General features: G+C 73.0%; 21 protein-coding genes and 1 pseudogene. 12 read left to right on the forward strand and 10 right to left on the reverse strand.

Annotated features, from left to right (window positions below):
- The first annotated feature begins 57 nt into the window (after window positions 1-57).
- The gene (locus tag AMK13_RS33435; protein ID WP_074005407.1) at window positions 58-870 is read left to right on the forward strand and encodes a maleylpyruvate isomerase family mycothiol-dependent enzyme; all 813 of its coding nucleotides are present in this window, start codon (window positions 58-60) and stop codon (window positions 868-870) included.
- Between the two features lie 57 nt (window positions 871-927).
- On the opposite strand, the gene AMK13_RS33440 is transcribed toward AMK13_RS33435, so the two are convergent.
- Together AMK13_RS33440 and AMK13_RS33445 are read right to left on the reverse strand one after the other, a co-directional pair.
- Window positions 928-1,212: a hypothetical protein gene (locus AMK13_RS33440; protein ID WP_117484918.1), complete on the reverse strand. Its 285-nt coding sequence runs from the start codon at window positions 1,210-1,212 to the stop codon at window positions 928-930.
- Between the two features lie 110 nt (window positions 1,213-1,322).
- Window positions 1,323-1,781, reverse strand: a complete 459-nt coding sequence (locus AMK13_RS33445; RefSeq protein WP_049654428.1) for a MarR family winged helix-turn-helix transcriptional regulator — start codon at window positions 1,779-1,781, stop codon at window positions 1,323-1,325.
- Window positions 1,782-1,926: 145 nt separating this feature from the next.
- On the opposite strand from AMK13_RS33445, the gene AMK13_RS33450 reads away from it, so the two are divergent.
- The 4 genes from AMK13_RS33450 to AMK13_RS46160 all read left to right on the forward strand — a co-directional run bounded on the left by AMK13_RS33450 (window position 1,927) and on the right by AMK13_RS46160 (window position 6,901).
- Window positions 1,927-3,183 (forward strand): alpha/beta hydrolase, encoded by a 1,257-nt coding sequence (locus AMK13_RS33450; protein ID WP_074005409.1) that lies wholly within the window; start codon window positions 1,927-1,929, stop codon window positions 3,181-3,183.
- 156 nt (window positions 3,184-3,339) lie between these two features.
- Window positions 3,340-3,873 carry a PadR family transcriptional regulator gene (locus AMK13_RS33455; protein WP_074005410.1) on the forward strand — a complete coding sequence of 178 codons (534 nt, stop codon included), beginning with the start codon at window positions 3,340-3,342 and terminating at the stop codon, window positions 3,871-3,873.
- The gene (locus AMK13_RS33460; protein WP_074005411.1) at window positions 3,870-4,556 is read left to right on the forward strand and encodes an ABC transporter ATP-binding protein; all 687 of its coding nucleotides are present in this window, start codon (window positions 3,870-3,872) and stop codon (window positions 4,554-4,556) included. Before AMK13_RS33455 ends, AMK13_RS33460 begins: the two co-directional genes overlap by 4 nt.
- The gene (locus tag AMK13_RS46160) at window positions 4,553-6,901 is read left to right on the forward strand and encodes an FtsX-like permease family protein (protein ID WP_074005412.1); all 2,349 of its coding nucleotides are present in this window, start codon (window positions 4,553-4,555) and stop codon (window positions 6,899-6,901) included. The genes AMK13_RS33460 and AMK13_RS46160 overlap by 4 nt, the downstream gene beginning before the upstream one ends.
- 77 nt (window positions 6,902-6,978) lie before the next feature.
- On the opposite strand, the gene AMK13_RS33470 is transcribed toward AMK13_RS46160, so the two are convergent.
- From AMK13_RS33470 to AMK13_RS33485, 4 genes are all read right to left on the reverse strand, one after another.
- Window positions 6,979-8,058, reverse strand: coding sequence for a hypothetical protein (locus AMK13_RS33470; protein WP_074005413.1), 1,080 nt, complete (start codon window positions 8,056-8,058; stop codon window positions 6,979-6,981).
- A 481-nt stretch (window positions 8,059-8,539) separates the two neighbouring features.
- Window positions 8,540-8,947 carry a hypothetical protein gene (locus AMK13_RS43135; protein WP_143204697.1) on the reverse strand — a complete coding sequence of 136 codons (408 nt, stop codon included), beginning with the start codon at window positions 8,945-8,947 and terminating at the stop codon, window positions 8,540-8,542.
- Window positions 8,948-9,238: 291 nt separating this feature from the next.
- Complete coding sequence (locus tag AMK13_RS33480; RefSeq protein ID WP_143204698.1) at window positions 9,239-9,928, reverse strand: DUF6518 family protein; 690 nt, start codon at window positions 9,926-9,928, stop codon at window positions 9,239-9,241.
- Window positions 9,925-10,497, reverse strand: coding sequence for a VanZ family protein (locus AMK13_RS33485; protein ID WP_074005416.1), 573 nt, complete (start codon window positions 10,495-10,497; stop codon window positions 9,925-9,927). Before AMK13_RS33485 ends, AMK13_RS33480 begins: the two co-directional genes overlap by 4 nt.
- Before the next feature lie 1,037 nt (window positions 10,498-11,534).
- On the opposite strand from AMK13_RS33485, the gene AMK13_RS33490 reads away from it, so the two are divergent.
- Window positions 11,535-12,110, forward strand: coding sequence for a hypothetical protein (locus AMK13_RS33490; RefSeq protein ID WP_143204699.1), 576 nt, complete (start codon window positions 11,535-11,537; stop codon window positions 12,108-12,110).
- 54 nt (window positions 12,111-12,164) lie between these two features.
- Here AMK13_RS33490 and AMK13_RS33495 read toward each other — a convergent pair whose 3' ends face one another.
- On the reverse strand, window positions 12,165-13,145 hold the full coding sequence (locus tag AMK13_RS33495) for an endonuclease/exonuclease/phosphatase family protein (RefSeq protein ID WP_074005418.1): 981 nt from the start codon (window positions 13,143-13,145) through the stop codon (window positions 12,165-12,167).
- A 402-nt stretch (window positions 13,146-13,547) separates the two neighbouring features.
- Here AMK13_RS33495 and AMK13_RS33500 point away from each other — a divergent pair, with 402 nt between their 5' ends.
- Genes AMK13_RS33500 through AMK13_RS33510 form a run of 3 tightly spaced genes read left to right on the forward strand, consistent with a single transcriptional unit; the run spans window position 13,548 to window position 16,152 of the window.
- A complete protein-coding gene (locus tag AMK13_RS33500) occupies window positions 13,548-14,291 on the forward strand; it encodes an ATP-binding cassette domain-containing protein (protein ID WP_074005441.1) in 744 nt (247 codons plus the stop codon).
- A 2-nt stretch (window positions 14,292-14,293) separates the two neighbouring features.
- Complete coding sequence (locus AMK13_RS33505; protein ID WP_074005419.1) at window positions 14,294-15,553, forward strand: DUF7224 domain-containing protein; 1,260 nt, start codon at window positions 14,294-14,296, stop codon at window positions 15,551-15,553.
- Window positions 15,550-16,152, forward strand: a complete 603-nt coding sequence (locus tag AMK13_RS33510; RefSeq protein WP_074005420.1) for a hypothetical protein — start codon at window positions 15,550-15,552, stop codon at window positions 16,150-16,152. The genes AMK13_RS33505 and AMK13_RS33510 overlap by 4 nt, the downstream gene beginning before the upstream one ends.
- Before the next feature lie 124 nt (window positions 16,153-16,276).
- Here AMK13_RS33510 and AMK13_RS33515 read toward each other — a convergent pair whose 3' ends face one another.
- From AMK13_RS33515 to AMK13_RS33525, 3 genes are all read right to left on the reverse strand, one after another.
- The gene (locus AMK13_RS33515) at window positions 16,277-16,816 is read right to left on the reverse strand and encodes a hypothetical protein (RefSeq protein ID WP_143204700.1); all 540 of its coding nucleotides are present in this window, start codon (window positions 16,814-16,816) and stop codon (window positions 16,277-16,279) included.
- A 249-nt stretch (window positions 16,817-17,065) separates the two neighbouring features.
- Window positions 17,066-18,583 (reverse strand): S8 family serine peptidase, encoded by a 1,518-nt coding sequence (locus tag AMK13_RS33520; RefSeq protein ID WP_074005422.1) that lies wholly within the window; start codon window positions 18,581-18,583, stop codon window positions 17,066-17,068.
- A 381-nt stretch (window positions 18,584-18,964) separates the two neighbouring features.
- Window positions 18,965-19,666, reverse strand: a complete 702-nt coding sequence (locus tag AMK13_RS33525) for a CHAP domain-containing protein (protein WP_074005423.1) — start codon at window positions 19,664-19,666, stop codon at window positions 18,965-18,967.
- Between the two features lie 228 nt (window positions 19,667-19,894).
- Here AMK13_RS33525 and AMK13_RS33530 point away from each other — a divergent pair, with 228 nt between their 5' ends.
- From AMK13_RS33530 to AMK13_RS33545, 3 genes and pseudogenes are all read left to right on the forward strand, one after another.
- The gene (locus AMK13_RS33530) at window positions 19,895-20,812 is read left to right on the forward strand and encodes a helix-turn-helix domain-containing protein (protein WP_074005424.1); all 918 of its coding nucleotides are present in this window, start codon (window positions 19,895-19,897) and stop codon (window positions 20,810-20,812) included.
- Between the two features lie 206 nt (window positions 20,813-21,018).
- The gene (locus AMK13_RS33540; protein WP_074005426.1) at window positions 21,019-21,495 is read left to right on the forward strand and encodes a hypothetical protein; all 477 of its coding nucleotides are present in this window, start codon (window positions 21,019-21,021) and stop codon (window positions 21,493-21,495) included.
- Window positions 21,495-22,214, forward strand: a pseudogene (locus tag AMK13_RS33545) (hypothetical protein); the annotation flags it as partial. The gene AMK13_RS33540 and the pseudogene AMK13_RS33545, both read left to right, overlap by 1 nt.

A 22,214-nucleotide genomic window follows, 5' to 3' on the forward strand; every position in this document is an offset into this window, starting at 1 on the left:
CCCCGGGCGGTGCGGGGACCTGGACAGCGGCGCGGCACTCGTCCACGCTTCACCTCCATGACTCTCCCCCCGCACTCTCCCGGTGCCGCGCGCACCGCGCTCTTCGAAGAGGTCACCGCGGTCGGCGACGAGGCCGTCGCCCTGCTCGCCGGCTGCCGCGGCGACACCCGGATCCCCGGCGCCGAGTGGACGGTCGCCGAGGCGGCCGCCCACCTGGCGATGGCCAACGAGCTGATGGCCGCGCTGGCCGCCGGCGAGGAACGGCCGTACGGGGACGGCACCCCGGGCTCGCTGGCCGCGGCGAACGCGGCCTCGCTGGCCGAGCGGCCCGAACGGGACCCGGACGTGCTCGCCGAGGAGATCGCCCGGCGGGCACGGGAGTTCACCGTGGCGGCCGCCCCGCGCGCGGGCACCGAGCCGGTGTCGACCCCGCTCGGCCGGATGGACCTGGACACCCTCGGCGCCTACCTGCTGACCCACATGCTGGGCCACCTCTACGACATCGCCGTCGCCCTCGGCCGCCCGCACCCGATCGACCGGCGCCGGGTCGGGCTGGCGATGCCGTTCGTGCGCACGGTCATGCCGCGGGTGACGGACGCCCGCGCCGCGGCCGGCCACAGCGCCTGCTACCGGCTGCGCGGCCGGGGCCTGGACGGGTTCGCGGTCACCTTCACGGACGGCGCCGCCGCGGTGAGCCAGGACCCGCCCCGCCGCCCGGACTGCACGATCCTCGTCGAACCGGTGGCGTTCCTGCTCATCGCGCTGGGCCGGCGCAGCGCCCCCGGCGCCCTGCTGCGCGGCGAGGTGCTCGCCTGGGGCCGCCGCCCCTGGCTGGCCCCGTCCTTCCCCGGGCTGTTCGCCGCCCCCTGACCCCTGACCCCTGACCCCGCCGGGCGGCCGCCCGGGCCGGGGCCGGGGCCGGGCCGGTTACGCCGGACCGGGGGCGCGGGCCGCCGCGCCCCCCTCGGCGTCGCGGCACGCCCCGCAGGTGTTCCAGCGCGGCCGGCCGGGCCCGGGGGAGCGGTGCGGGGCGAGGGTCATCTCGGAGGTGCGCAGGCCGCACAGGGTGAGCGGCCCGCAGACGCCCGAGGCCTCCGCGGGGGCGGCGTGCGCCATCCGTACCGGGTTCTCGGGGTCCGCCGGCACGCGGCCGGGGCCGAGGATCCGCACGTTGGTCGGCGTATCGGGTTCGAGCACGATGACGGTGTCCACCACCACAACCTCGCCGCAACGCCGCCCCCCTGCACCCGCACAGCGGCATCCGGCCCAGCCCCGGCGCCCCCGGACGTCAGGGACGCCCCCGCTCCGGCTGGTTCACGGCGTCACAGCCGGTCGTAGACGGCGGACAGCCGCTGCAGCACCTCGGTGGCCCGGTCGAGGGCGTCGTCGTCGTAGTCGCCCAGGTCGCCGTGCAGGGCGTCGGCCAGGGCCCGCTGGCGCTGGTCGTGCAGGGCCCGGCCGGTGTCGGTGAGGGCGACCAGGACGGAGCGCTTGTCCTCGGGCTGGCGGGTGCGGGTGACGTAGCCGGCCGCGACCAGGCCGTTGACCAGCTGGGTGGTGGCGGCGCCGGTGGTCTCGGTGCCGGCGGCGAGCCCGCCGATGCTGAGGGGGCCCTGTTCGGCCAGGGTGCGCAGGGCCCGGGCGTGGGTGAGGGAGAGCGCGCCGGGGGTGCGGGTGGCGCGTCCGCGCAGCCGGGCGTCGGCGGCGCTGAGGCGGTAGGCGGCGCGCGCCAGGCGGTCGAGCGCCCGGGCGCGGTCGTCGGTGGGTGGCGGCTCGGCCATTGGTCGGTCCTCTTCGTCGGGTTGACAGCAGCCTAGCCTCGGGACTTAATAGCTAAGTACTTATTCATTAAGTGCTTAGCCAATCGGATCCCGCCGGGGGACCCGCAACCGGATCCCCCCGTCGGACCCCGTAGAGGAGACCGTCATGACCGTCCGTTCCGCCGGCCAGAGCTGGGCCCTGGACATCGCCCTCGCCCAGGGCGGCTTCGACGCGCTGCACCCCGAGGCCGTCGGCACCATGGAGCAGCTGGGCCACGACCACACCGACTTCGCCAAGGTCTTCGCCCTCGTCAGGAGCGGCGCGATGCTGCCCAAGGCGTGGGCGACGGTGGCCGGCCAGGCCGAGGAGCGCGCCGCCCACCACGAGCGCGGCGGCTTCGCGCAGACCGCCGCCGACCTCTACCTGAGGGCGGCCGTGATGTGGGGCCGGGCGCAGTACTCGCTCTTCGACGCCGCCGACCCGCGCAAGGCGGCCATGCGCGAGCACGCCAACCACTGCGTGGAGCGCCTGGGCGCGCTGCGCGAGGGCCGGGTGCGGCGGGTGGAGCTGGACTTCGAGGGCTCGCGGATCTTCGCCCTGCTGCACCTGCCGGCCGGGCCGGTCCGCAACGCGCCGGCCGTCATCCTCGGCCCCGGGATGGACATGATCAAGGAGGACTACATCTGGGCGGCCGAGCGCTACTACACCTCGCGCGGGATGGTCGCGCTGTCCATCGAGGGGCCGGGCCAGGGCGAGAGCCGCGCCGGCGGGCTGACCGTCGACCTCGGCAACTACGAGCGGGCGATCGGCCGCTACCTCGACCACCTGGCCGCGCTCCCGGAGGTCGACGCCGACCGGATCGGCATGTTCGGCATCTCGATGAGCGGCTACTGGGGCTCCCGGGCCGCCGCGGCCGACGGCCGCCTGGCCGCGCTCGCCGCCTTCGAGGCCGTCACCGGGGACTTCGCCACGATCTTCGAGCGCGCCCAGCCGACCTTCAAGAACAACTACATGTACATGGCCGGGTACACCGACGAGGAGGCCTTCGACCGCGACCTCGCCCACCGCATGCCGCTCGGCGACCTGGTGGCCGACATCGCCTGCCCGGTGCTCCACGGCATCGGCGAGTTCGACGAGCTCACCGACCTCGCCCAGGCCCTGGAGAGCTTCGAGCGCATCCGGGCGCCGAAGGAGCTGCGGGTCTACGAGGACGAGTTCCACCCGCTCGGGGGAGTGGCGGCCGAGGTCTTCCGGTTCGGGGCGGAGTGGCTGGAGCGGGCCCTGGCCGGCGAGTTCACCGACCCCGGACGGGACGTGCGCCACTACGTCCACCGCGACGGCCGCACCACCGACGGCAGCGCCGACCCCACCTGGTGGCTCGGCACCGCCCCCGCCCCGCTCACCGCGCTGCGCCGCGGCTGACCCGCGCGGACGGACGGCCACGCCCCGGGGCACCTCCATGCCCCGGGGCGTTCCCCCGTTCCCGGCGGCGGCCCCGGGCTGGAGGAGCCCGCACCGGCGGCAGCCCCGCACCTCGCTATACACACCATGTATACATGGTGTGTATAGTCCTTGATCATGTCACTCGGACAGATGCTCCTCGGCTTCCTGGAAGCCCAGCCCCGCCACGGCTACGACATCAAACGCCTCTACGACGAGCACTTCGGCCGCGACCGCGCCCTGCACTACGGACAGGTGTACGCCACCCTCTCCCGCCTGCTGAAGAACGGCCTCGTCGTCGTCGAGGGCGTGGAAGCCGGCGGCGGCCCGGACCGCAAGCGCTACGCCATCACCGACGCCGGCGTCACCGACCTCGCCGACTGGCTCGCCCACCCCGAGGACCCGCAGCCCTACCTGCAGAGCACCCTCTACCAGAAGGTCGTGCTCGCCATCCTCACCGGCCGCTCCGCCGCCGACGTCCTCGACACCCAACGCGCCGAACACCTGCGGACCATGCGCGAACTGACCCGCCGCAAACTCGCCGGCGACCTCGCCGACGAACTGATCTGCGACCACGCCCTGTTCCACCTCGAAGCCGACCTGCGCTGGCTCGAACTCACCGCCGCCCGCCTCGACGACCTCACCGCCCGCCTGACGGAGACCCCGCGTTGACCACCGCCGAACCCCTCCTCCACGCCCAGGACCTGCACAAGTCCTTCGGCCCCACCCCGGCCCTCGCCGGCGCCTCGCTCACCGTCGCCGCCGGCGAACTCGTCGCCGTCATGGGCCCCTCCGGCTCCGGCAAGTCCACCCTCCTGCACTGCCTCGCCGGCATCACCCGCCCCGACCAGGGCGCCATCACCTACCAGGGCCGCTCCCTCACCACCAGCACCGACAGCGAGCTCAGCGCCCTGCGCCGCACCGACTTCGGCTTCCTCTTCCAGTTCGGCCAACTCGTCCCCGAACTCTCCTGCCTGGAGAACGTCGCCCTCCCGCTGCGCCTGAACGGCACCCGCCGCAAAGCCGCCGAAGCCCGCGCCGCCGAATGGCTGGAACGCCTGGAAGTCGCCGACACCGCCGCCAAACGCCCCGGCGAGATCTCCGGCGGCCAGGGCCAACGCGTCGGCGCCGCCCGCGCCCTGATCACCGGCCCCCGGGCCGTCTTCGCCGACGAACCCACCGGCGCCCTCGACTCCCTCAACGGCGAACGCGTCATGAAACTGCTCACCCGCGCCGCCCGCGAGAGCGGCGCCGCCGTGGTCCTCGTCACCCACGACGTACGGGTCGCCGCCTACGCCGACCGCGAGATCGTCGTCCGCGACGGCCGCACCCGCGACCTGGCCACCACCCGGTGAGCGCCACCGACCCCCGGGTCCGCCGACCGCACCTGGACCAACTCGCCCTCGGCGCCCGGCTCGCCGTCACCAGCGGACGGGACGGCTGGGGCCGCCTGCTGCTCACCGCCTGCGGCGTCGGCCTCGGCGTGGCCCTCCTGCTCTTCACCGCCTCCTTCCCCGGCCTCGTCCACCACCGCGACCAGCGCCTCTACACCCAGAACGACACCTTCCGGGACGAGGACCTGCCCACCCCCGGCGACCGCACCGTCCTCGTCGCCACCGCCGACACCGCCTTCCACGGCACCCCCGTCCGCGGCCGCGTCGTCCAACCCGAAGGCCCGAACGCCGCACTCCCGCCCGGCCTCGCCGCCTACCCGGCCCCCGGCACGATGGCCGTCTCCCCGGCCCTCGCCGACCTCCTCAAGGACCCCGCCAACCACCTGCTGCGCGAACGCCTGCCCTACCCCGTGACCGGCACCATCGGCCCCGCCGGACTGCTCGGACCCGGCCAGGCCGACTACGTCCTCGGCGGCGACCACCTCTCGGTCGACACCGGCGCCGTCCGGATCACCGCGTTCGGCCACTTCTCACCGCCCAAAGACATGGACCCCAAACTGGTCCTGCTCAACGCCGTCGGCCTGACCGTGATGCTCGCCCCGGTCGGCGTCTTCCTCGCCGCCGCCGCCCGCTTCGGCGGCGAACGCCGCGACCGCCGGCTCGCCGCACTGCGCCTGGGCGGCGCCGACCGCCGGATGACCGCCCGGATCGCCGCGGGGGAGTCCCTGGTGGGAACGGTGCTGGGCCTGGCCGCGGGAACGGCGCTCTTCCTCCTCGGCCGGCAGCTCATCGGACGCGTCCGCCTCGCCGGATTCAGCTTCTACCCCGAGGACGTCGCACCCCAGCCCGCCATCGCCGCCGCGATCGCCGTCGTCGTCCCGCTCATGGCCGTCGGCGTCACCCTGCTCGCCATGCGCCGGGCCGCCCTCGACCCGCTCGGCACCGTCCGCCGCTCCGACCCCGGCCGGCGCCGCATCGGATGGCGCCTCATGCTGCCACTGGCCGGCCTGTCCCTGACGGTCTTCGCCCTCACCCTCTCCGACCCGGCCCAGGGCACCCGCGGCTCGCTCCTCGTCGCCTTCGGCGTGCTGCTCACCCTGACCGGCGTCTGCACCCTCCTGCCCTGGCTCGTCGAAGCCGTCACCCGACGGGCCGGCGGCGGCGCCCTGTCCTGGCAACTCGCCACCCGCCGCCTGCAGACGGGCTCCGGGCCGGCCGCCACCGCCGTCAGCGGCGTCGTCGTCGCCATCGCCGGCGCCATCGCCCTGCAGACGCTCTTCCTCGGCATCAGCACCCAGTATGAGCAGTACGCCCGGCCCCAGCCCACCACCGGCCCCTACCGGCAGTCGGTGACCTTCCCCGGCGGCGCCCCCACCGCCGAGGCCCTCGCCGACCGCCTCGCCCGCAGCCCCGGGATCCAGGCCACCGCCGCCTACACCGAGTTCGCCCTGGAGAGCGCCACGGCCAAGTCCTGGGAACTGCCCTCGGTCCGCATCGCCTCCTGCGCCGTCCTGCGCGGATTCGCCACCCTGCCCCACTGCGAGGACGGCGACTCCTTCGCCCTCCAGGGCCCGACCGCCCGCCCCGGCACCGACCCCGTCCCGCCCGGAACGACCGTCCACGCCGCCTACTACCGCGGCACCGGCGAATCGGCCCCCTTCCCCCTGCCCGCCCCGACCGCCACCGTCACCCCCGTCCAGGACGCCGACCCCAACGGCCGCATCGGAACCGGCCTGCTCCTGCTCACCCCCGCCGCGGTCCCCGCCGACGCCCTGCGCGGACAGCCGGCCACCGTCCTGGTCTCACTCGCCGACGCGCTCCCGGACCCGAACGAACACCTCACCACCGCCGTCATGGCGATCGACCCCCAGGCCCGCACCGAATTCCCGCTCGACCCCGCCCCCGACGCCACCTACCTCGCCGTCAAACGCCTGCTGACCGCCGGATCGGCGATCACCCTCCTGCTGGTCGCCCTCAGCCTGCTGGTCGGCCAACTGGAACGCCTGCGCGAACAGCGCCGCGTCCTCGGCGTCCTGAACGCCGTCGGCACCCCCCGACGCGTCCTGGCCCTGTCCGTCCTGTGGCAGACCCTCCTCCCGATGGCCCTCGGCCTGGCCCTGGCCACCGCCGCCGGCCTGCTGACCGGAACGGTCCTCCAGTACTCCTCCGGCGTCCCCCTGAACACCGACTGGGCCTCCCTGCTCGCCATGACCGCCACCGCCGCGGGCGCCGTCCTCCTCACCACCGCCCTCGGCCTGCCCCAACTCCTGCGCCTGATGCGCCCGGACGCCCTGCGCCACGAATAGCCCCGCCCCCGCCCGGGTGGGTGACGGTCAGCCGGCCCGGGCGACGGCCCCGGGCCGGTCGACCGTCACCGGCGCGGTCAGCCGCCGGCGGCCGATCCGTTCGGGACCGGCCGCCAGGGGGAGAGGTCGACGGCACCCTGGACGTACCCGGCCTTGTTCCAACTGCCGTTCGCGTGGCGGACGGTGTGGAAGAGCGTGCCGCTGCTGGTGCAGGTCTCGAACACCAGGTGCAGCTCGTTGTCCACGTTGGCGCCGTCGGCGCCGCACACGTAGAAGGGCTGGTCGAGGACCTGCTGGCCGATGGGCCCCCAGCCGCCCCAGTTGCCGTCGGAGGTGCGGATCGTGTGGTAGACGGCGATCTGGCTGTTGTTCACCACGGCGACCTGAAGCTGTCCGTTGATGCCCGCCGCGACCACGTCGTGCGGCGCACCCCACGGGGAGGGAGTCCCGGCCGCGCCCATGATGTTGCCCCAGCCGTCCCAGGTGCCGTTCGCGTGCCGGATGGTGTGGAGCACGCTTCCGTCGTTCGACACGGTGGCCACGATGTGGAGTTCACCGTTCACCTCGGCCGTCGCGAGGCTGGAGAACCGGTCCGAGGCGAGTCCCGGAGGGGCACTGATCGCCCCCCAGGGCTGCCAGTTCCCGTCCGGGCCCTCCACGGTGTGGACGAGCCGGCCCGAGGGGTCGATCGCCGCCAGCTGGACCTGGCCGTTCACCACCGCCGCGCCGGCCCTGCCGGTCTGGAAGTACTGACTGGAGAGGGGCAGTTCCGCCAGGCCCTTCATCGGGGTCGGCGCGGGCCAGCTGCCGTCGGGCTGCTGCGTCGACTGGACGAACTGCGTGCTCATCGGACCGGAGTACCGGAGGCCGAGCAGCCGCAGCCGTCCGGAGTCGACGACGGTCGTCCAGTACCGGAAGCTGTAGAACTGCGGGACCTCCCTGGCGGCGTCCCAGGTCCCGTCCGGCGCCCGACGGGTCTGGACGACCTTCCCCGGATCGGCGCGCAGCATCAGGTTCAGCCCGGCTGTCGGCGCCTCAGCCGTGACGGCCCGGGGCGCGGCACCGGCCGGCGCGGCCGTCATCACGGCGGCGAGCGCCACCGCCGAAGCCAGCATCGAGGCGACGCGCCCCCGGTGCCGACGCTTGGTCTTCCACATGTCGTGTTCCCCCCTGCGCACATGGGCCCGATCGGGCCGGGTGCTGTCCTATCAGAGCCCGAAGGTCGATGGAAAGCGAAAAAGCCACCCGCCGACTGCCGGAGACAGCCCGCCTGCCCCCGCCCTGTCCAACCGTCCCGGCCCGGTGGCCGGGCCGACCCGAAGCCCCCGCCCCGCTACCGCCGCGCGACGGGGGCGATCATCAGGCCAAGATGGCGCCGACCGCCGGCGCCGGGACGGATGGCCTCGCCGCGCAGAAGAGACGGAGTGCCGCCACGATCCAGCCCGTACACGACAGAGTCGGGCTGCACCCGGACCGAGCGGAGTCCGATCGCGCTCAAGGACGCCCGGGCCGTCGTCGCCGCGTGCGAGGAGACGGAGCACTGCCGCTCCCGGTGCGAAATGCACCGGGAGCGGCAGTGGTCACGGCGGTCCCACGCTGGACGGCGTCAGGTCTGCCGAGTGGTAGAAGTACCGTGGGTCAGCAGTCGCTGACCGCCGGGGTTTGGAAACGTCCCTGGCCCGTGACGCTGAGGAAGCCCACCACGCTGTTGCAGAGAACGTTGAGGTTGTGCCAGGCGTAGGACTTGGTCTCCCCGGCGTTGATGCTGAATGCCCCGGCATCGTTGTAGTCGGTGCCCTGGTAGTTGAAGCCGAAGCGCGCCGTGACAGCGCCTCCGGCGCTCTTCGAGTAGGTCACCTCGACGGTCGATCGAGCGTCCTTGATCCGGACACAGAGGGTTCCGTTGCTGAGGCTGGTGCACCTGCTGGTGTCCAGGATGGATGCCGGCGCCTCTCCCGTCGACGGCGCCTCTGCTGCGGCGGCGGGAAGGGCCCCCGCTCCGAGTGACAACAGGGACGTCGCGGCGATCGTTCCTGCCTTTGTCAAGCTTCACATGGGATTCTCCCTGGTATTCCTGGGCCCTGATCGGGCTTCGGAATCGACCTTATTAATCGGTGATCGTGCACGCAATGCTGAATTGACTCTTGGATGGAACGGCTCGGCGTTGACCCGCTAATGGTGGCCATCATTCCGGTTTTTGAATCATGATATCCGTATCGAGATGCCGATTTTTGCCGGATGGGATGTGTTGCGGAATTGAAAATGGAATGTCATGATTTGGCCGCGCGGGTTTATGGGTGATATGTCGCAGGTGAATTCTGGCCCGGCGGCCAGAATTCACCACGATCGGAGCAGGTGGAGCGACTGCGCGGTGCTCCACAGGAAGAACCCGATCGCCGACGTGCAGACCAAGGAGCCGAAGGCGGCAGCCGGCCTCAGGCCGCGACTCACCCACAGGGCGCCCCCGAGCGGCGCGGCGATCAGCAGCAGTGAGATCCAGACTCGTGCGGTCGCGTCACCACCGAACATGTAGGACCGCGTCGGACTCCAGGCGTAGAGGCCCTGGACCACCACCAGGCCCCCCAGGACGCCCGCGGCCAACGACTTGGCGAGGGCGGTGCCATGGGTGATCCGCCATCCAAGCGCGCCGGCGGCGGGACCGGCGACGACCGCCACCATCGCCCAGAAACCGGTCTTGTCCACCAGATAGCCGCTGCCGGCGCTGGGTCTGATGTGCACTACGGCGTTCCCGCCGTAGTAGGTGAGCACGGCGAGGACCATGATCAGCGCGCCTGCGCAGGCCGCTGTCAGCAGCCTCTGACAGGCTGCTCCCAGAATCCCGGCTCCCACTCCCCAGGCGACGCCAGTGCTGGCGGCCACCGACAGAATGGAACCGAGCTGACCGGGGACAGTGTCGGCGACCAGGGCCACGACGCCCAGTGCCAACCCCGCCGGGACGGCGAGTGCGCAGACGACCGCGTCGGCCGGGCGAGTGGGTGATTTCGATTCCCGCGGCACTGGGGTCACCGGGTCACCGTCGTTCCATCGCGGTCCTTCTGCTGGGTGCGGTTCGCTGTGCCCAGTGAGAGGATCCTGTGCGCAGCGAGAAGCAGGGCAACGCCCAGGAGGTATCCGGCCGTATTGCCCGCGACGTCCATGATGTCGGAAGAGCGGCCGCTCTTGGTCGGCCACTGCACCGATTCGATGGCGACGGAGAGGGCGAAGCCGAAGCCGAGGCCGAAGAGGCGGCGACTGAACCCGGTGAACGCGACGACTCCGAGCGGGAGCATCATCGCCGCATTGAGGATGGGCTCCTCCCAGGCGAGGCTGTGAGGTTGCGCGGCATCGTCAAGGAATGCGGCCGGGGTGAGGTTGAGGCTCCGACCGCTGTGGCCGATATTCCCCCAGCCGCCCTGTGGCCGAAGGGTGATGTAGAGGATGACGGCGGATGCGATAACGGTGGCTACCTGGGAGATTCGCACCATCAGTCGCCTATTTTTGCGTAAGGCGATCGCAGAGGCGAAAGCGCAGGCGAGGGCCGCCAGCATGCCGATCGTCACGGTCATGACGTTTACATGGAGGGCGATCTTCCACATGGGGGCAAACTCCGATCGAATGATTCGCCAGGGGCTGTCGCCTCGGAACACGATAGAGGCAGATGCCTGTCCAGCCCCAGCCCATGTGTATCCGGAGGTCTAGGCAGCAGTCGTTTGCGGAGAAACCGGAAAGATGGAGGGCGATCGGAAGTCGGGAATCAGAACCGTCCGTGCTCCCGGCGACCCGGTGGCGTCCCGTCAAGCCGCGGCCGGTGGGCCACCACCGTCCAGGAGCACGCCAAGCCGTTCCTGGGCCACCGCCTTGGCGGTGGCCGTTGGAGGGGTCACCCCTCCGGCGCCGCATGGCTCTCCACCCCAACCGCTCTCACCTGCCCTCCCGTCCTGCTCCGTGGGCCGTGCGAACCTGGACGGCTCGCCACCGTCGGTTCGGGCACCGTTGCCCACGGGGACCTCGTCGGCCACAGCCCCGCAGCCGGACGCACGCGCCGCCGGCTGCACCGCGCTGCGCTCCTCGCCGGTGCGGGGACGAGGTCGAGCGGGCCGCGGGTCTCGCCGCGGTCTCGGGTGTCGGTGACGAAGGCGGCGTGGATCCGGCCGACGTCGAGCAGGTAGTCGCTCCCCCGCCGGACCCCTCGGCATCGCGGCGCTGGCCGGGGTCGGCCTGCCGGCCGTGCGCGGGCGACGGGACGGTCCGTCGGCCCGTGCGCCAGTTCCGTGAATTCCCCGGTCCCGGAACCCGTTCCAGTGCCCTGCTCGTTCCGCCGCGGCTTTCCAGGCGCCGCCGAACGCGCAGCTCAGGGCACATGTCGCCGTTCCAGCGTCCCGAACCGCCGGGCAGTGCTGGCGGGCGGGACGGATTCCGGGGAAGCCCAGCAGCAACCAGTACTGCGACACCCGGTTCCCGGTCTCGGTGTTCACCTGGGCCGCCGACGTCCCCGCGCAGCTGTTGTCCTCGACGCACCCGAGGCCGCAGGGGGCCGGCTCGGCCGGGTGGAACGCGCCCTTCGGGACGGCCGACCGGAGTTCGCGGTGGGCGCGCGGGAACGGGCGGTCCCGGGCGTGCCATGCTGCTCCGCATGATCGACACTCCCGACAGTGGCGCCTCGGGCCCCACCTGGTCGTTCGCCGGCGCGTGCGAGCCGGCCGACTATCCCGCGGTCGGGGTCTTGGGCGTGCCCGGTGTCCAGCACGCCGGGGGCACGGGCCGCACCCTGTGCGGGATCCGCGGCCGGTACCTGAGGCGCTTCCTGAACCTCTTCGAGCCGCAGTACCCGGGCTCGTGCCACAAGTGCCGGGCGCTTGCCGAGGCCGCGCCGTCCCGGCCGTGCGGACAGGAACGCCTGCACGACCTGCTCCTGCGGGACGCCGACGACGCGCCACTGCGCACGGACCTGCTCGCCGCGCTGCGCCGGGGTGCGTCGATCGCGATCTGGATCACCGGCCCGACAACGGACCTCCAGTCCCACGCCCGGCTCGATCTGATGACGGAGGAGGCCGGTCCGGCCGCCGAGGCGCTCGCGGCGGTCGGCAGGTCCGTCACGTTGGCCCGGGTGGAGGACGCCGACCGGCAGTACCTCGTCGTCCTGCCGCCCGACGGCCGCGCCCGCATCGCGCGCGGGGCGGTGGTTCCCGCTCCGGCGGCTGGTCGGTGACCCCGGGGCAGTGGTGCGGGGCGTTCCGTACCGCCGGCTGCCCGGGTTCGGCGTTCAGCGCAGGACGGCGAGTTCGGCCACCACGGCCCGGTGGTCGCTGCGCGGCAGGGCGTGCTCGGAGACGTCGACGGCGGTGAGCGCGGGCCCGTGCAGGACGTGGTCGATCTGGATCACGGCCGGGACGCGGTAGTCGGGGTGGTCCTGGGGCCAGGTGGGGAAGAGGCCCGCGCCGAGCTCCTCGTGGGTGTCGGTCAGGCCGGTGCCGATCAGGTCGCGCATCGGCTTGTGGTCGAGGGTGGCGTTGAAGTCGCCCAGCAGGACCGCGTTGTGGTTGCGTCCGGGCGCGGCGGCGCGCAGGCCGTGCAGGTCCTCGGCCCAGCGGCGGGCGTCGCCGAGCGGGTAGTAGGTGTGGACGGCGACGAGCTGCACCGGGCGGCCGCCGACGTCGACGGTCAGGTTGGTGGTCGGCCAGGCCGGGTCGGCGGCGGAGCCGACGGGCAGCCGGGTGTAGAGCGCGGTGTCGGTGCCGGCCGGCCGCTCCCGGTGGGGCAGCAGGGTGCGGATGCCGGCCGCGTCCAGGGCGTCGGCGGCGGAGTCGCTCTGCTCCTCGACCGCGAGCACGTCGATCCGCTGCTCGCGCACCAGGTCGACCAGGGACTTCGGCGAGACCTGCCCCATGAAGTTGTTGCTGGTCGCCACCCGCAGCCGGGGCGCGTCGGCGGGCGCGCCGGCCCCGTCCGGGACGAACCGGGGCACCAGCCACCACAGTTGCAGCACCACCAGCGCGGCCGCGACCCCGGTCAGCCACCGTGCGCGCAGCACCGCCACCACCGCCAGCAGCAGCACGCTGAGCAGCGCCGCGTACGGCAGCCCGGCCATCGGCAGGGCCAGCACCGTGCCGTCGTCCCACCCGAGCAGCCGCACCACCGCGAGTGCGGCCGGGCCCAGCAGCAGCACCCCGCACCCGACCAGCGCGGCGAGCCGCCAACGGCTCCGGCCGGCGGGCGACGCGCTCTTCGACGTACGGTCCGTCACGGTGCTCCTTCCAGGGCGGCGGCCGGCAGCCATGATCACCGGCCGCCGTCGAGAAGGACGGACGCCCGCGCCCGGGGCCCCGGTTCCGCACCACCGGCCGAAGCCGGGCCCCTCGCCGATCTGTACGGCATCATCGGATCCGAACTTTCGTAGCAGGCCTCGCGGCAGAGCCCTCCAGAAGGAAGATGGTGCAGATCAACGGATGTGAGCATGCTTCCGTCGCCATCTCCGGGGAGGAACGCTCCGACACGTGCCGGCGCCCGCATGGATGCCCCGGCTGTGTCAACCGCCCGGACCGGCGTGCAGTGGGATAGCCGATGCTGCACGTGTCTGTGGGAAAGCGTCCGGGTGACGCGGCGCCACATCTCTCACCAGCTCAGAATGCAAAGCGGATCGGTGATCATGCCTGTTCAAGTAACTGACTGCTCCTTCGGCTACCGCAAGGGCTCCCGGGTCCTGGACTCCTTCAGCCTCCGCCTGGGAGAAGGGTGCAGCGTGCTGCTCGGCCCGAACGGCGCCGGCAAGTCGACCCTGCTGGGCCTGATCGCCTCCGCTCTCAGGCCGGAGGCCGGTCGCATCACCCTTGACGGGTTGGACACGAGCAGTTCCAAGGACCTCAAGGCCTACCGTCGGAAGGTCGGCTGGCTCCCTCAGCACGTGCGGCCGGTGCCCGGCCTGCGAGTGCGGGAACAGGCGGCCTACGCGGGCTGGCTCAAGGGCATGTCGCGGAGCGAGGCCTGGGAGCGGTCCCGGCAGGCCATCGAGAAGGTCGGGCTCACCTCGCTCGCGGACCGGCGCAGCGGGGAACTCTCCGGTGGACAGTTACGACGGTTGGGGATCGCCCAGACCCTGGTACACGACGCCCAGGTCGTGCTCCTGGACGAGCCCACGGCGGGACTCGACCCGGTCCAGCGCGGAGTCTTCCGGGAACTGATCGGCGAGCTGCGCCACCTCACGAGTTTCGTCGTCTCCACTCATCAGACCGAGGACCTGGCCGAGACCTACGACTCGGTCGTCGTCCTCGACCAGGGAAAGGTGCGTCATCAAGGGCCCATCGATTCCTTCCTGACGCTCGCGCCGCGCGGTGTCCCCGCGGAACGGCGTGCCGAGACCGCCTATGCCGGCATCGTCACCGGGGAGGTGTGACCGTGCCCTGGCGCACCATCTTCCGGATCTCGTCAGCCGTGCGGGCCATGCCCGTCCTGCTCGTGTGGATCACGATGTACAGCGGCAGAATGACCGGCTGGATCACCGACGGCTACTGGCCTTCCGTCACCGCCCAGAGCAGCTTCCTGCTCAGCTTCACCGCACCCGCCGTCGCGGCCTGCGGGGCCTGGGAAGGCCTCAAGGTGCGCCGGTCCGCGGTCCTCGGTACGGCACCCGCCCGTTCCGCCACCGCCATCGCCCTCTCCGTTCTGGCCCCGACCCTGGCCCTCGGCACGGTCTCCGTCCTGGCCGCCCTGGCCTTGTTCGTTCCGCAGGCCGGTGGGGTTCCGGGCTGGTCCACCCCCGTCGTCATCCTCCTGGAACTGCTGGTCGTCCTCGCGCACACCGTGGCCGGCTACGTACTCGGACATGTCCTGCCGCGGCTGCTCGCCGTGCCCCTGACCCTCATCGCCAGCTTCCTCTGGATGGCCTACCCGTCGACCCTCGACGCCTTCTGGGTCCGCCAGCTCAACGGCCGCAACCTCACCGAGTGCTGCGCGCTGGACCAACTGCCGGCCACCCGGGCGGTCCTCGCGCCGACCGTCGTGGCTGTCGGGATGGTGGTCGCCGCCTGGATCTGGACGAGGCTGCGCGGGAACTACCGGCTGACCGCCGTCCTGGCACTGGCGGCCACGGCGACGGCAGGGGCGGGGATCGCGGCACCTCTCGGATACCGTGCGGCGCAAGCACGTCCGGAAAGCGAGCAGACCTGCACCACGGCGGCGCCACGGGTGTGCCTGTGGCCCGAGCAGCGGGCCGACGCCACCAGCATCACCGACTGGGCGGTCGAGGCCCACCAGCGTCTCCAAGCCGTTGGTCTGGCACAGCCCTTGACGGTGGCGCCGTTATCCGCCCGGCCCGGCAAGGACGAGGTGCAATCACTCGTCGCGCTGGGGTACATCCCCAACGGGGCTCCCGACTGCGCCAAGGAGTCGTTCGCCCGCTGGCCCGGCGTGGAGGCGGTCGCCCCACTGTCGTCCTGGCTGAAGCTCACGGCCGGAGTCACCCCCAGGACGGTCGAAGGCAGCTACCGGCCACAGGAGGTGCAGATCGCCCGTCAGGTCATGACACTCCCGCAGGGTGAACAGCTCGCGTGGTTCCGGAAGAACGCGGACACATTGGGTCGCTGCGACGTCAAGCCGGTCCTGGACCCCACGCAGTACCATCAGCCGGGCGCGCCCTCCTTCCAGGCGGCCCGATGATCTGGTGGCTGCGCATCAGGTACGTTCCCGCCGTCGCCGTCGGCCTGCTCTCCTGCATCCTGCTGGGCAGCGGCGCCGACTCCGTGATGGTCCCCATCCCGGTGGTGATCGGCGGGCTGACGTTCGACCTGCCCATGTCCTCGCTCCTTCCGCTGGTTCCCGTCTGTCTGATCCTGGAGGGCCAGGCCCGTGCCGACGCTGTCGCGGAGCGCGTCGCGGTCCGCGCCGTGGGCGGATGGGACGCGGTCTTCATGGCCGCATGTGTCGTGGTCTGCGCGCTGGCCGCCGTCGTGGCATCCACGGCGGGCGCGGGCAGCGCCGCCACCGCCCTGGCCCGCGACTTCGCCGGCTACCTCGGCCTCGCCCTCATCATCCGCTGGCTCGCGGGAGGGCGAGTCGCCACGGCGGCCACTGCGCTGTTCCCCTTCCTGTGCGCCTCCTTCGGTCTGGTGCACAACAGGCCCGGCATCTGGGCCTGGCCACTGCACGACGCCAGATCAGTTACCGCGTCGATACAAGCTCTGGTCCTGCTTGCCATCGGTGCTCTCTCGCTCGTCGTCCCCCCGTTGCGCCGGCGTGCCGGTGTCGATGGCGACTGACGTCTCGATCGCTGTCGGAGCGGGACCGTCGGATGAAGGGGGCCTCGGTCGTGGCCGCACCGATGACGTGCCCGCCCGAGTCGCGGCAGCGAGCGGTTGCCGCATGACGGGCTGCCGATCCGGCTCAGAGGAACAGGGCGACGATTCCGGCGAGCAGGCCGGCGGCGATACCCAGGACCGTTACGGCCATGAGCCCGACGCCGGCGCTGGTGAGCAGGATGCTGCCCTCCGGGGCGTGGCCGCGCCAGGCGGTCGTCAGCAGCCAGCCGGCCGACACGGTGCCCAGGACGAGGATCATGGCGGCGGCGATGCCGTACTTGATGGCGGGTGACGCCGACGGTTCGTGGGCCACGCCCTTGGCCAGCCGTACCGGCAGCCGGGTGCCGGCCCGGTGTTTTCCGCTCGTGTCCTGTACCACGATGGGCCGGGCCTGGTCCGCGCCGCCGCCGGCGGGGGTGAAGCTGCCCTTGCAGTTGGTGCCGTCGTTGTAGCCCTCGCTGTCGGACACCTCGTAGCAGTCCTCCACCACGACGACGCCGTCCGGCGGGCCCAGCCCCATGGCCGCGCTCATCCGCTCCGCGGTCAGCGTCCAGGTCAGCGCCGCGGCTCCGGCCAGGAGCGCCACCGCCAGTACCGCCGCCGCGATCCGTGTTGCCGTCCGCACCCTCGCCGCCTCCCTCCCCGTATCCGCGCCCGCTCGGCGGACCGGTCCTGCATCGGCCAACTGATGGTGACAGCAGCGTAGTTGACGTTCAATGCCCGTACCCGCCCGAAAGGTCCCGGGGCCTACCGCCCGACCTGTGGGGCGTGGCGCGCACCCGGCGTGCCGCGAACGCTGACGCCCCCGGCCTGGACAGCCGGGGGCGTCAGCGCGTTCGGGCACGGGACGGGTGCGGTGCCGGCTACTCGACCGCTACTCGACCGCGCGCAGCGCGTTGACGATGCCGAAGCCGTAGAAGCCGTTGACGCGCTTGCCGCCCGCGCAGACGGGGTCCGCGGCGCCGTCGCCGTTCGGACCGGCCGGGCAGCCCGGGTTGTCCGCCTGGGCCTTGAGCAGTGCCTGCAACTGGGCCGGGGTCGCCTCCGGGTGGGCGGACTTCAGCAGCGCGGCCACACCGGAGGCGTGGGGAGTGGCCATGGAGGTGCCCTGCTCGTAGCCGTACTGGTTGTCCGGCAGCGTCGACAGGATGCCGCCTTCCTTGGACGGTGTGTCCGAGGCCTGGTACTGGTCGCCGCCCGGCGCGGCGACGTCGATCACGCCGAGTCCGTAGTTGGAGTAGTACGCCTTCGCGCCCTTGGCGCCGGTCGCGCTGACCGTGACGACGCCCGGCAGTTGCGCGGGCAGGTCCCAGCATCGGTGCGGGTCGACCGTCCGGCTTGCCGGGGTGGAGTCGTTGGGGCTGCCGCCGTCGGTGAAGCCGTCGGAGGCCAGGTCGTGGTTGGCGTTGCCGGCCCCGGCGACGTTGAGGGTGCCCTTGCGCTGCGCGTAGAGCTGGGCGCGGTTGACCGCGTCGACGATGGCCTTCTGGTCGGGGTCGTCCAGGCAGTTGTACTGCCACGGGTCCACGTAGTAGCTGTTGTTGGTGATCTGCACGCCGTGGTCGGCGGCGAACACGAAGGCGCAGACGACGCTCTCGGCGTAGATCAGCTGGCGCGGGGTGGGCTGGGAGACGGTGATGCCGGAGACCTTCACCCCGGGTGCCACGCCCGCGACGCCGACGCCGTTGCGGGCGGCGGCGATCGTGCCCGCCACGTGCGTGCCGTGGAAGTAGTTCGCGTCCACCGGCCGCCAGGAGCCGTACGTGGTGTCGGCCTTGCCGCTGGCGCAGTTCGCGGACTGCGAGGGGGAGAAGTTCGGGGCGAGGTCCGGGTGGGTGTCGTCGACGCCGGTGTCGATGACGGCGACCGTGACGTCCCTGCTGCCCGGGTTGATCTCCGCGGCCTTGTCCGCGCCGATCGCCCGCAGGGCCCACTGCTCGGCTTCGAGGGGTTCTGTGCCGCTGCCGGACGCCTTCGCGATCGTCGCCACCTCGGCCTCGGACAGGCGCCGTACGGCACCCGCCTCGGTGGTCCCCGCCGCGCTCAGCGGCGCGGTCCGCGTGGCACCCGCCGACTCCACGCCGCGCACCGCGCGCAGCCGCCCGCCGAAGCCGGGGTCCGCCGAGTGGGCGACGATGACGCCGATCCCGTCGTACGTGACGACGACGGTGCCGCCGGCCGCGGTGATGGCCCGCTGCACCTCGGCGATCGTGCGGTGGTCGGTCCTGGTGTTGACGACGTACGACAGGGTGTGCGCGTCCTCGGCCTGCGCGGCGGATGGTATTCGGGGCGCCGCCGAGGCCGAGGCGGGAAGGAAGCCGAGCGAGGCGGTCAGCGCCAGCGCGACCGGGACGGCCAGGCCGAGCCGGGGCAAGGAACGTCGTCGAGCCATGTGGTCTCCGCATCATCAGGGTGGGGGACCCGCCCGACAGCAGAGTGACGGCCGGGCAGGCACATGAGGGTGGTACGGGAGTAAAGCTGTCCACCACCTCGCCCCGATATGCCGACCGTGCCCAAGACGGCCCGCGCGACCGGGAGTTCCCGCACCGGGCACGCCCCCCCGGACGTCCGCCAAGGTGCGCGGCCCCGCGTCGAACCGGAGAGCAGGGATCGACAACTGCCCCCGGAACGCTACGGCTTGGTCGCCAGGACGTACACCGTGACCGGGCCCGGGGCCCCGCCCCCAGCCGCACCGCCCGCGAACCCCCCGGCCCGGGGCCGCCCCTCCACCCCACGGAGGACGCGGCCCCGGGCCGGGGCGCGGAGGTGGGGATCAGGCGCCGGGCGGGGTCACGTAGCCGGAGATCTTCCACTTCTTGACGCCGCCCTTGGCGGTACGCGGGTCGATGTGGCGGTGGGCTACCTTGTTGCTGACGTTGCCCTCGACGGTGTCCAGGGTGCCGTCACGGTTCACCGAGACCACCACGCCCACGTGGCCGCCCTGCTCGTAGGCCGGCGGGCCGTAGACGACGAGGTCGCCGGGCTTCGGCGAGCCGGTGTGGAACAGGTGGTGCTCCTGCCCCCACTTGCCGACCCCGCGCCCGAGCAGGGTGGTCGGGACGCTCTTCACCCCGGCGTGCCGCCAGGTCCACTCGGCGAACGCCGCGCACCAGGAGGTGTTGCGGCAGGTCTGGCCCTTTCCGGTGAGGTACTTCTGGCAGGCCGAGTCGCTCTCGGTGACCCCGATCTGACCGCGCGCCGCCGCCGCGATCCGGTCCCGCAGGGTGGCTGCCGCCGGCGCCGCGGCACCCTCGCGCAGGGCGTCGGCGTCGGCAGTGGTCCCGCCGGTGACGGTGGCGGTGGCGCTGCTGTCGGCGGTGGCGGTGGAGCCGGCGGCGGGCGGGGTCGCCGGGAGGGCGAGCGCGTCCGCCGCGCCGGTCCCGGTGAGCGCGGCCGCCGTCAGCACGGCGAGGGCGACGGCGCGGCCCGTGCGCTGCTTGAGGGTGGGGAGCGTGAGGTGACGGGTCGGGTACATCGGTGACTCCTTCGAGTGCATCCCGTGCCCCGGGGCGGCATACGAATGCCCGGGTACGGGAGGGGGTGGGATTCGCCGGGGGTTTCACCGGCTGGTCGTCAGCGTTGCACGGCCGGGCCGCCGACTCCTACGCTGCGCGATCAGATGGTTACTCATTCGTATGCAGTCGGGTATGCGTGCGCTCCGAGCTGCGGATATGCACGGGCCGAAGAAGAGGGGAGCGGACGGATGCCGGACAGGGGAGTCACCGGGCCGGAGGCGGAGGGCGTCGGGGACGGGGCGTCGGCGCGGGTGGAGCTGGCGCGGACGCTGCGCGAGTGGCGGGCCCGCGCGGGGGAACTGCCGCAGAAGACGGTGGCCCGGCGGCTCAACATCGCCCAGACCACCGTCTCCCGCTACGAGAGCCCGGACGGCCGGCACCCGGCGCCGGAGGCGGCAGTCCGCGCGCTCTGGTCCTGTTACCGGCTGGCGGAGGGGGACCTCGACCAGGCGCTCGCCCTGCGCGCGCGGGTGGACGAGGAGCTGCGGGCGGGGGCGGCATCCGCCAAAGTGGCGGCCCCGGTGCCGGTGGCGGCGGTCGCGGTGGCGGCAGGAGAGGCCGTGGGTGAGGCGGTGGTGGCCGCCGGGGCCGGGGAGCCGTCGGCGGCCCCGGCGGCGGGCCGGCCCCGGCACCGGGTCGCCTGGGTGGCGGGGGCGACGGCGGCCCTGGCCGGGGTGGTCGCGGGCGGGCTGCTGGTCCATCGCCTGCTCGCCCCGACGGCGACGACCGGCGGGGCGGACGAGGCCCGCCGGTCGTCGCCCGCCGCCGCGCCTCCTGCCGCCTTCCCGACCACCGACTTCGACATCATCTACGGAAACACCTCCACGAAGGGCACCCTGACCTGGTACAACCGCTCGGTCGGCCTGAGCGGGCAAGGCAAGTCCGAGGACTCGTCCGGCTGTCGGGACACCACGGCGACGAGCTACTCCGCCTCCGGCGGCGAACTGGGCAGCATTCACACCGGCGTCGTCTGCGGCGCAAGCGAGAACTACAACGCCGCAATCCCCGCGGATGTTGCCGGCGGTGCCTCCACCGTCAGGATCTGCCTCGACGACGGCGCCACCCCGCCCGCCATGCTCAAGTGCCAGGATTCCAGGCGCCCCTGAGACCGACGTCTTCGACATCTGCCGGCTCAACGGCGAGACGGTCAGCGGCGAGACCGTCCCGGGCCCCCGCTGCCCGCGCTTCCACGATCTCGCCGGGCCGGCCCGGTTCACCGGCGGCCACCTGCCCGGTCGCGCGCTGCCGGGAAGCGCCCCAGCGCTACCCTATGTGGAGTTAGCCGACACCATGGGACTATGAGGGGGTTCACATGAGACTCGTCCTGGAGGACGTGTCCGAGGACCTGGCGCGTGAGCTCTTCGCGCTGCTGGGCAGGCACGGGGCGGCGCCGGTGCTCCAGGACGCGCAGTGGACCGTCACCAGGGCCGCGCAACTCCTGCGGGACCTGCCGGCCACCGCCGTGCAGATCATCCGCCTCGCCGCCGAGGGCGAGGGCTGGGTCGCCTCCGGCCACCTGCGCGGCCCCGACGGGTCGGAGTCCCTGCGCGGTCGGTCCGGTGCGATCACCAAGGCCGTCAACCGGGGTGCCGCCAAGAAGCGTTGGCCCGTCGGGATGCCGCAGCCCGTCGAGGCGCAGTACGACCCCGAGAACCCCTCCTACCAGCGCACGACGGGCTACGTCATGAACGAGGACCTGGTCCCCGTCTTCAAGGCCGCCCTGGCCCGCATCGACCGGGAGACGGCGGAGCTCGCCACCGCGACCGTCACCGCGGAAGGCGGTGCCTGATGGACCGCAAGACGTACACCGCCGAACTCGCCGGTCTGCGCGAGCTGCGCGCCGGGATCACGGCCGCCGAGAAGCAGGTCGCGGCCGCGCGGAAGGAGTTGGACAGGCTCGCCGCCCAGCGTTCGCGACGGGTGGCCGGGCTGGCGGGGTACGAGGGCGCGAAGGCCGACGCCATCGCGAAGGCCGCGGGCCTGTCGGTCGGCGACGTCGTGCGGATCGCCCCGCTGCTGGACCCGACCCCGGCCGCCGTCCGCGCCGCCGCGCCCGCCCCGGCGCCCGTCGCGGAAGTGGCGGAAGCGGAGGAAGCGGCAGAACCGGCGCCGGTTGCCGAGCCACCCGCCGCCGTCGCCCCGGCGCTGACCCGCCCCGCCGCCGTACTCGAGCAGCCCACCCCCTCGCCCGTCGCCGCGCCGACCGTTCCGGCGGCCTCGGTCGCTGCCCCGGTACGTCCGGCGGTCGAGGCCGGCCCGCGCGAGCTGCCCACCCTCCCCGAAGGCCCGGCAGGCTCCCGGTTCGAGGCCGTGACGACCGGCCTGCTCTCCAAGCGCCCGAACTTCACACAGCAGGCCCGCTCCACGGTGTTCCTGGACGCGGCGGCCGGGATGCTCGCGGTCCGCGACCAGACCGTGCGCCTCGACCTCGGTGCCCGCACCCCCGGGGAGATCCTGGACGCCGTCCTGCACGCCGCGCCCGGCACCGAGCGCGTCTACATCACCGCC

Origin of the sequence: Streptomyces sp. CB02056 (assembly GCF_001905545.1) — a bacterium.
Lineage (GTDB): Bacteria > Actinomycetota > Actinomycetes > Streptomycetales > Streptomycetaceae > Kitasatospora.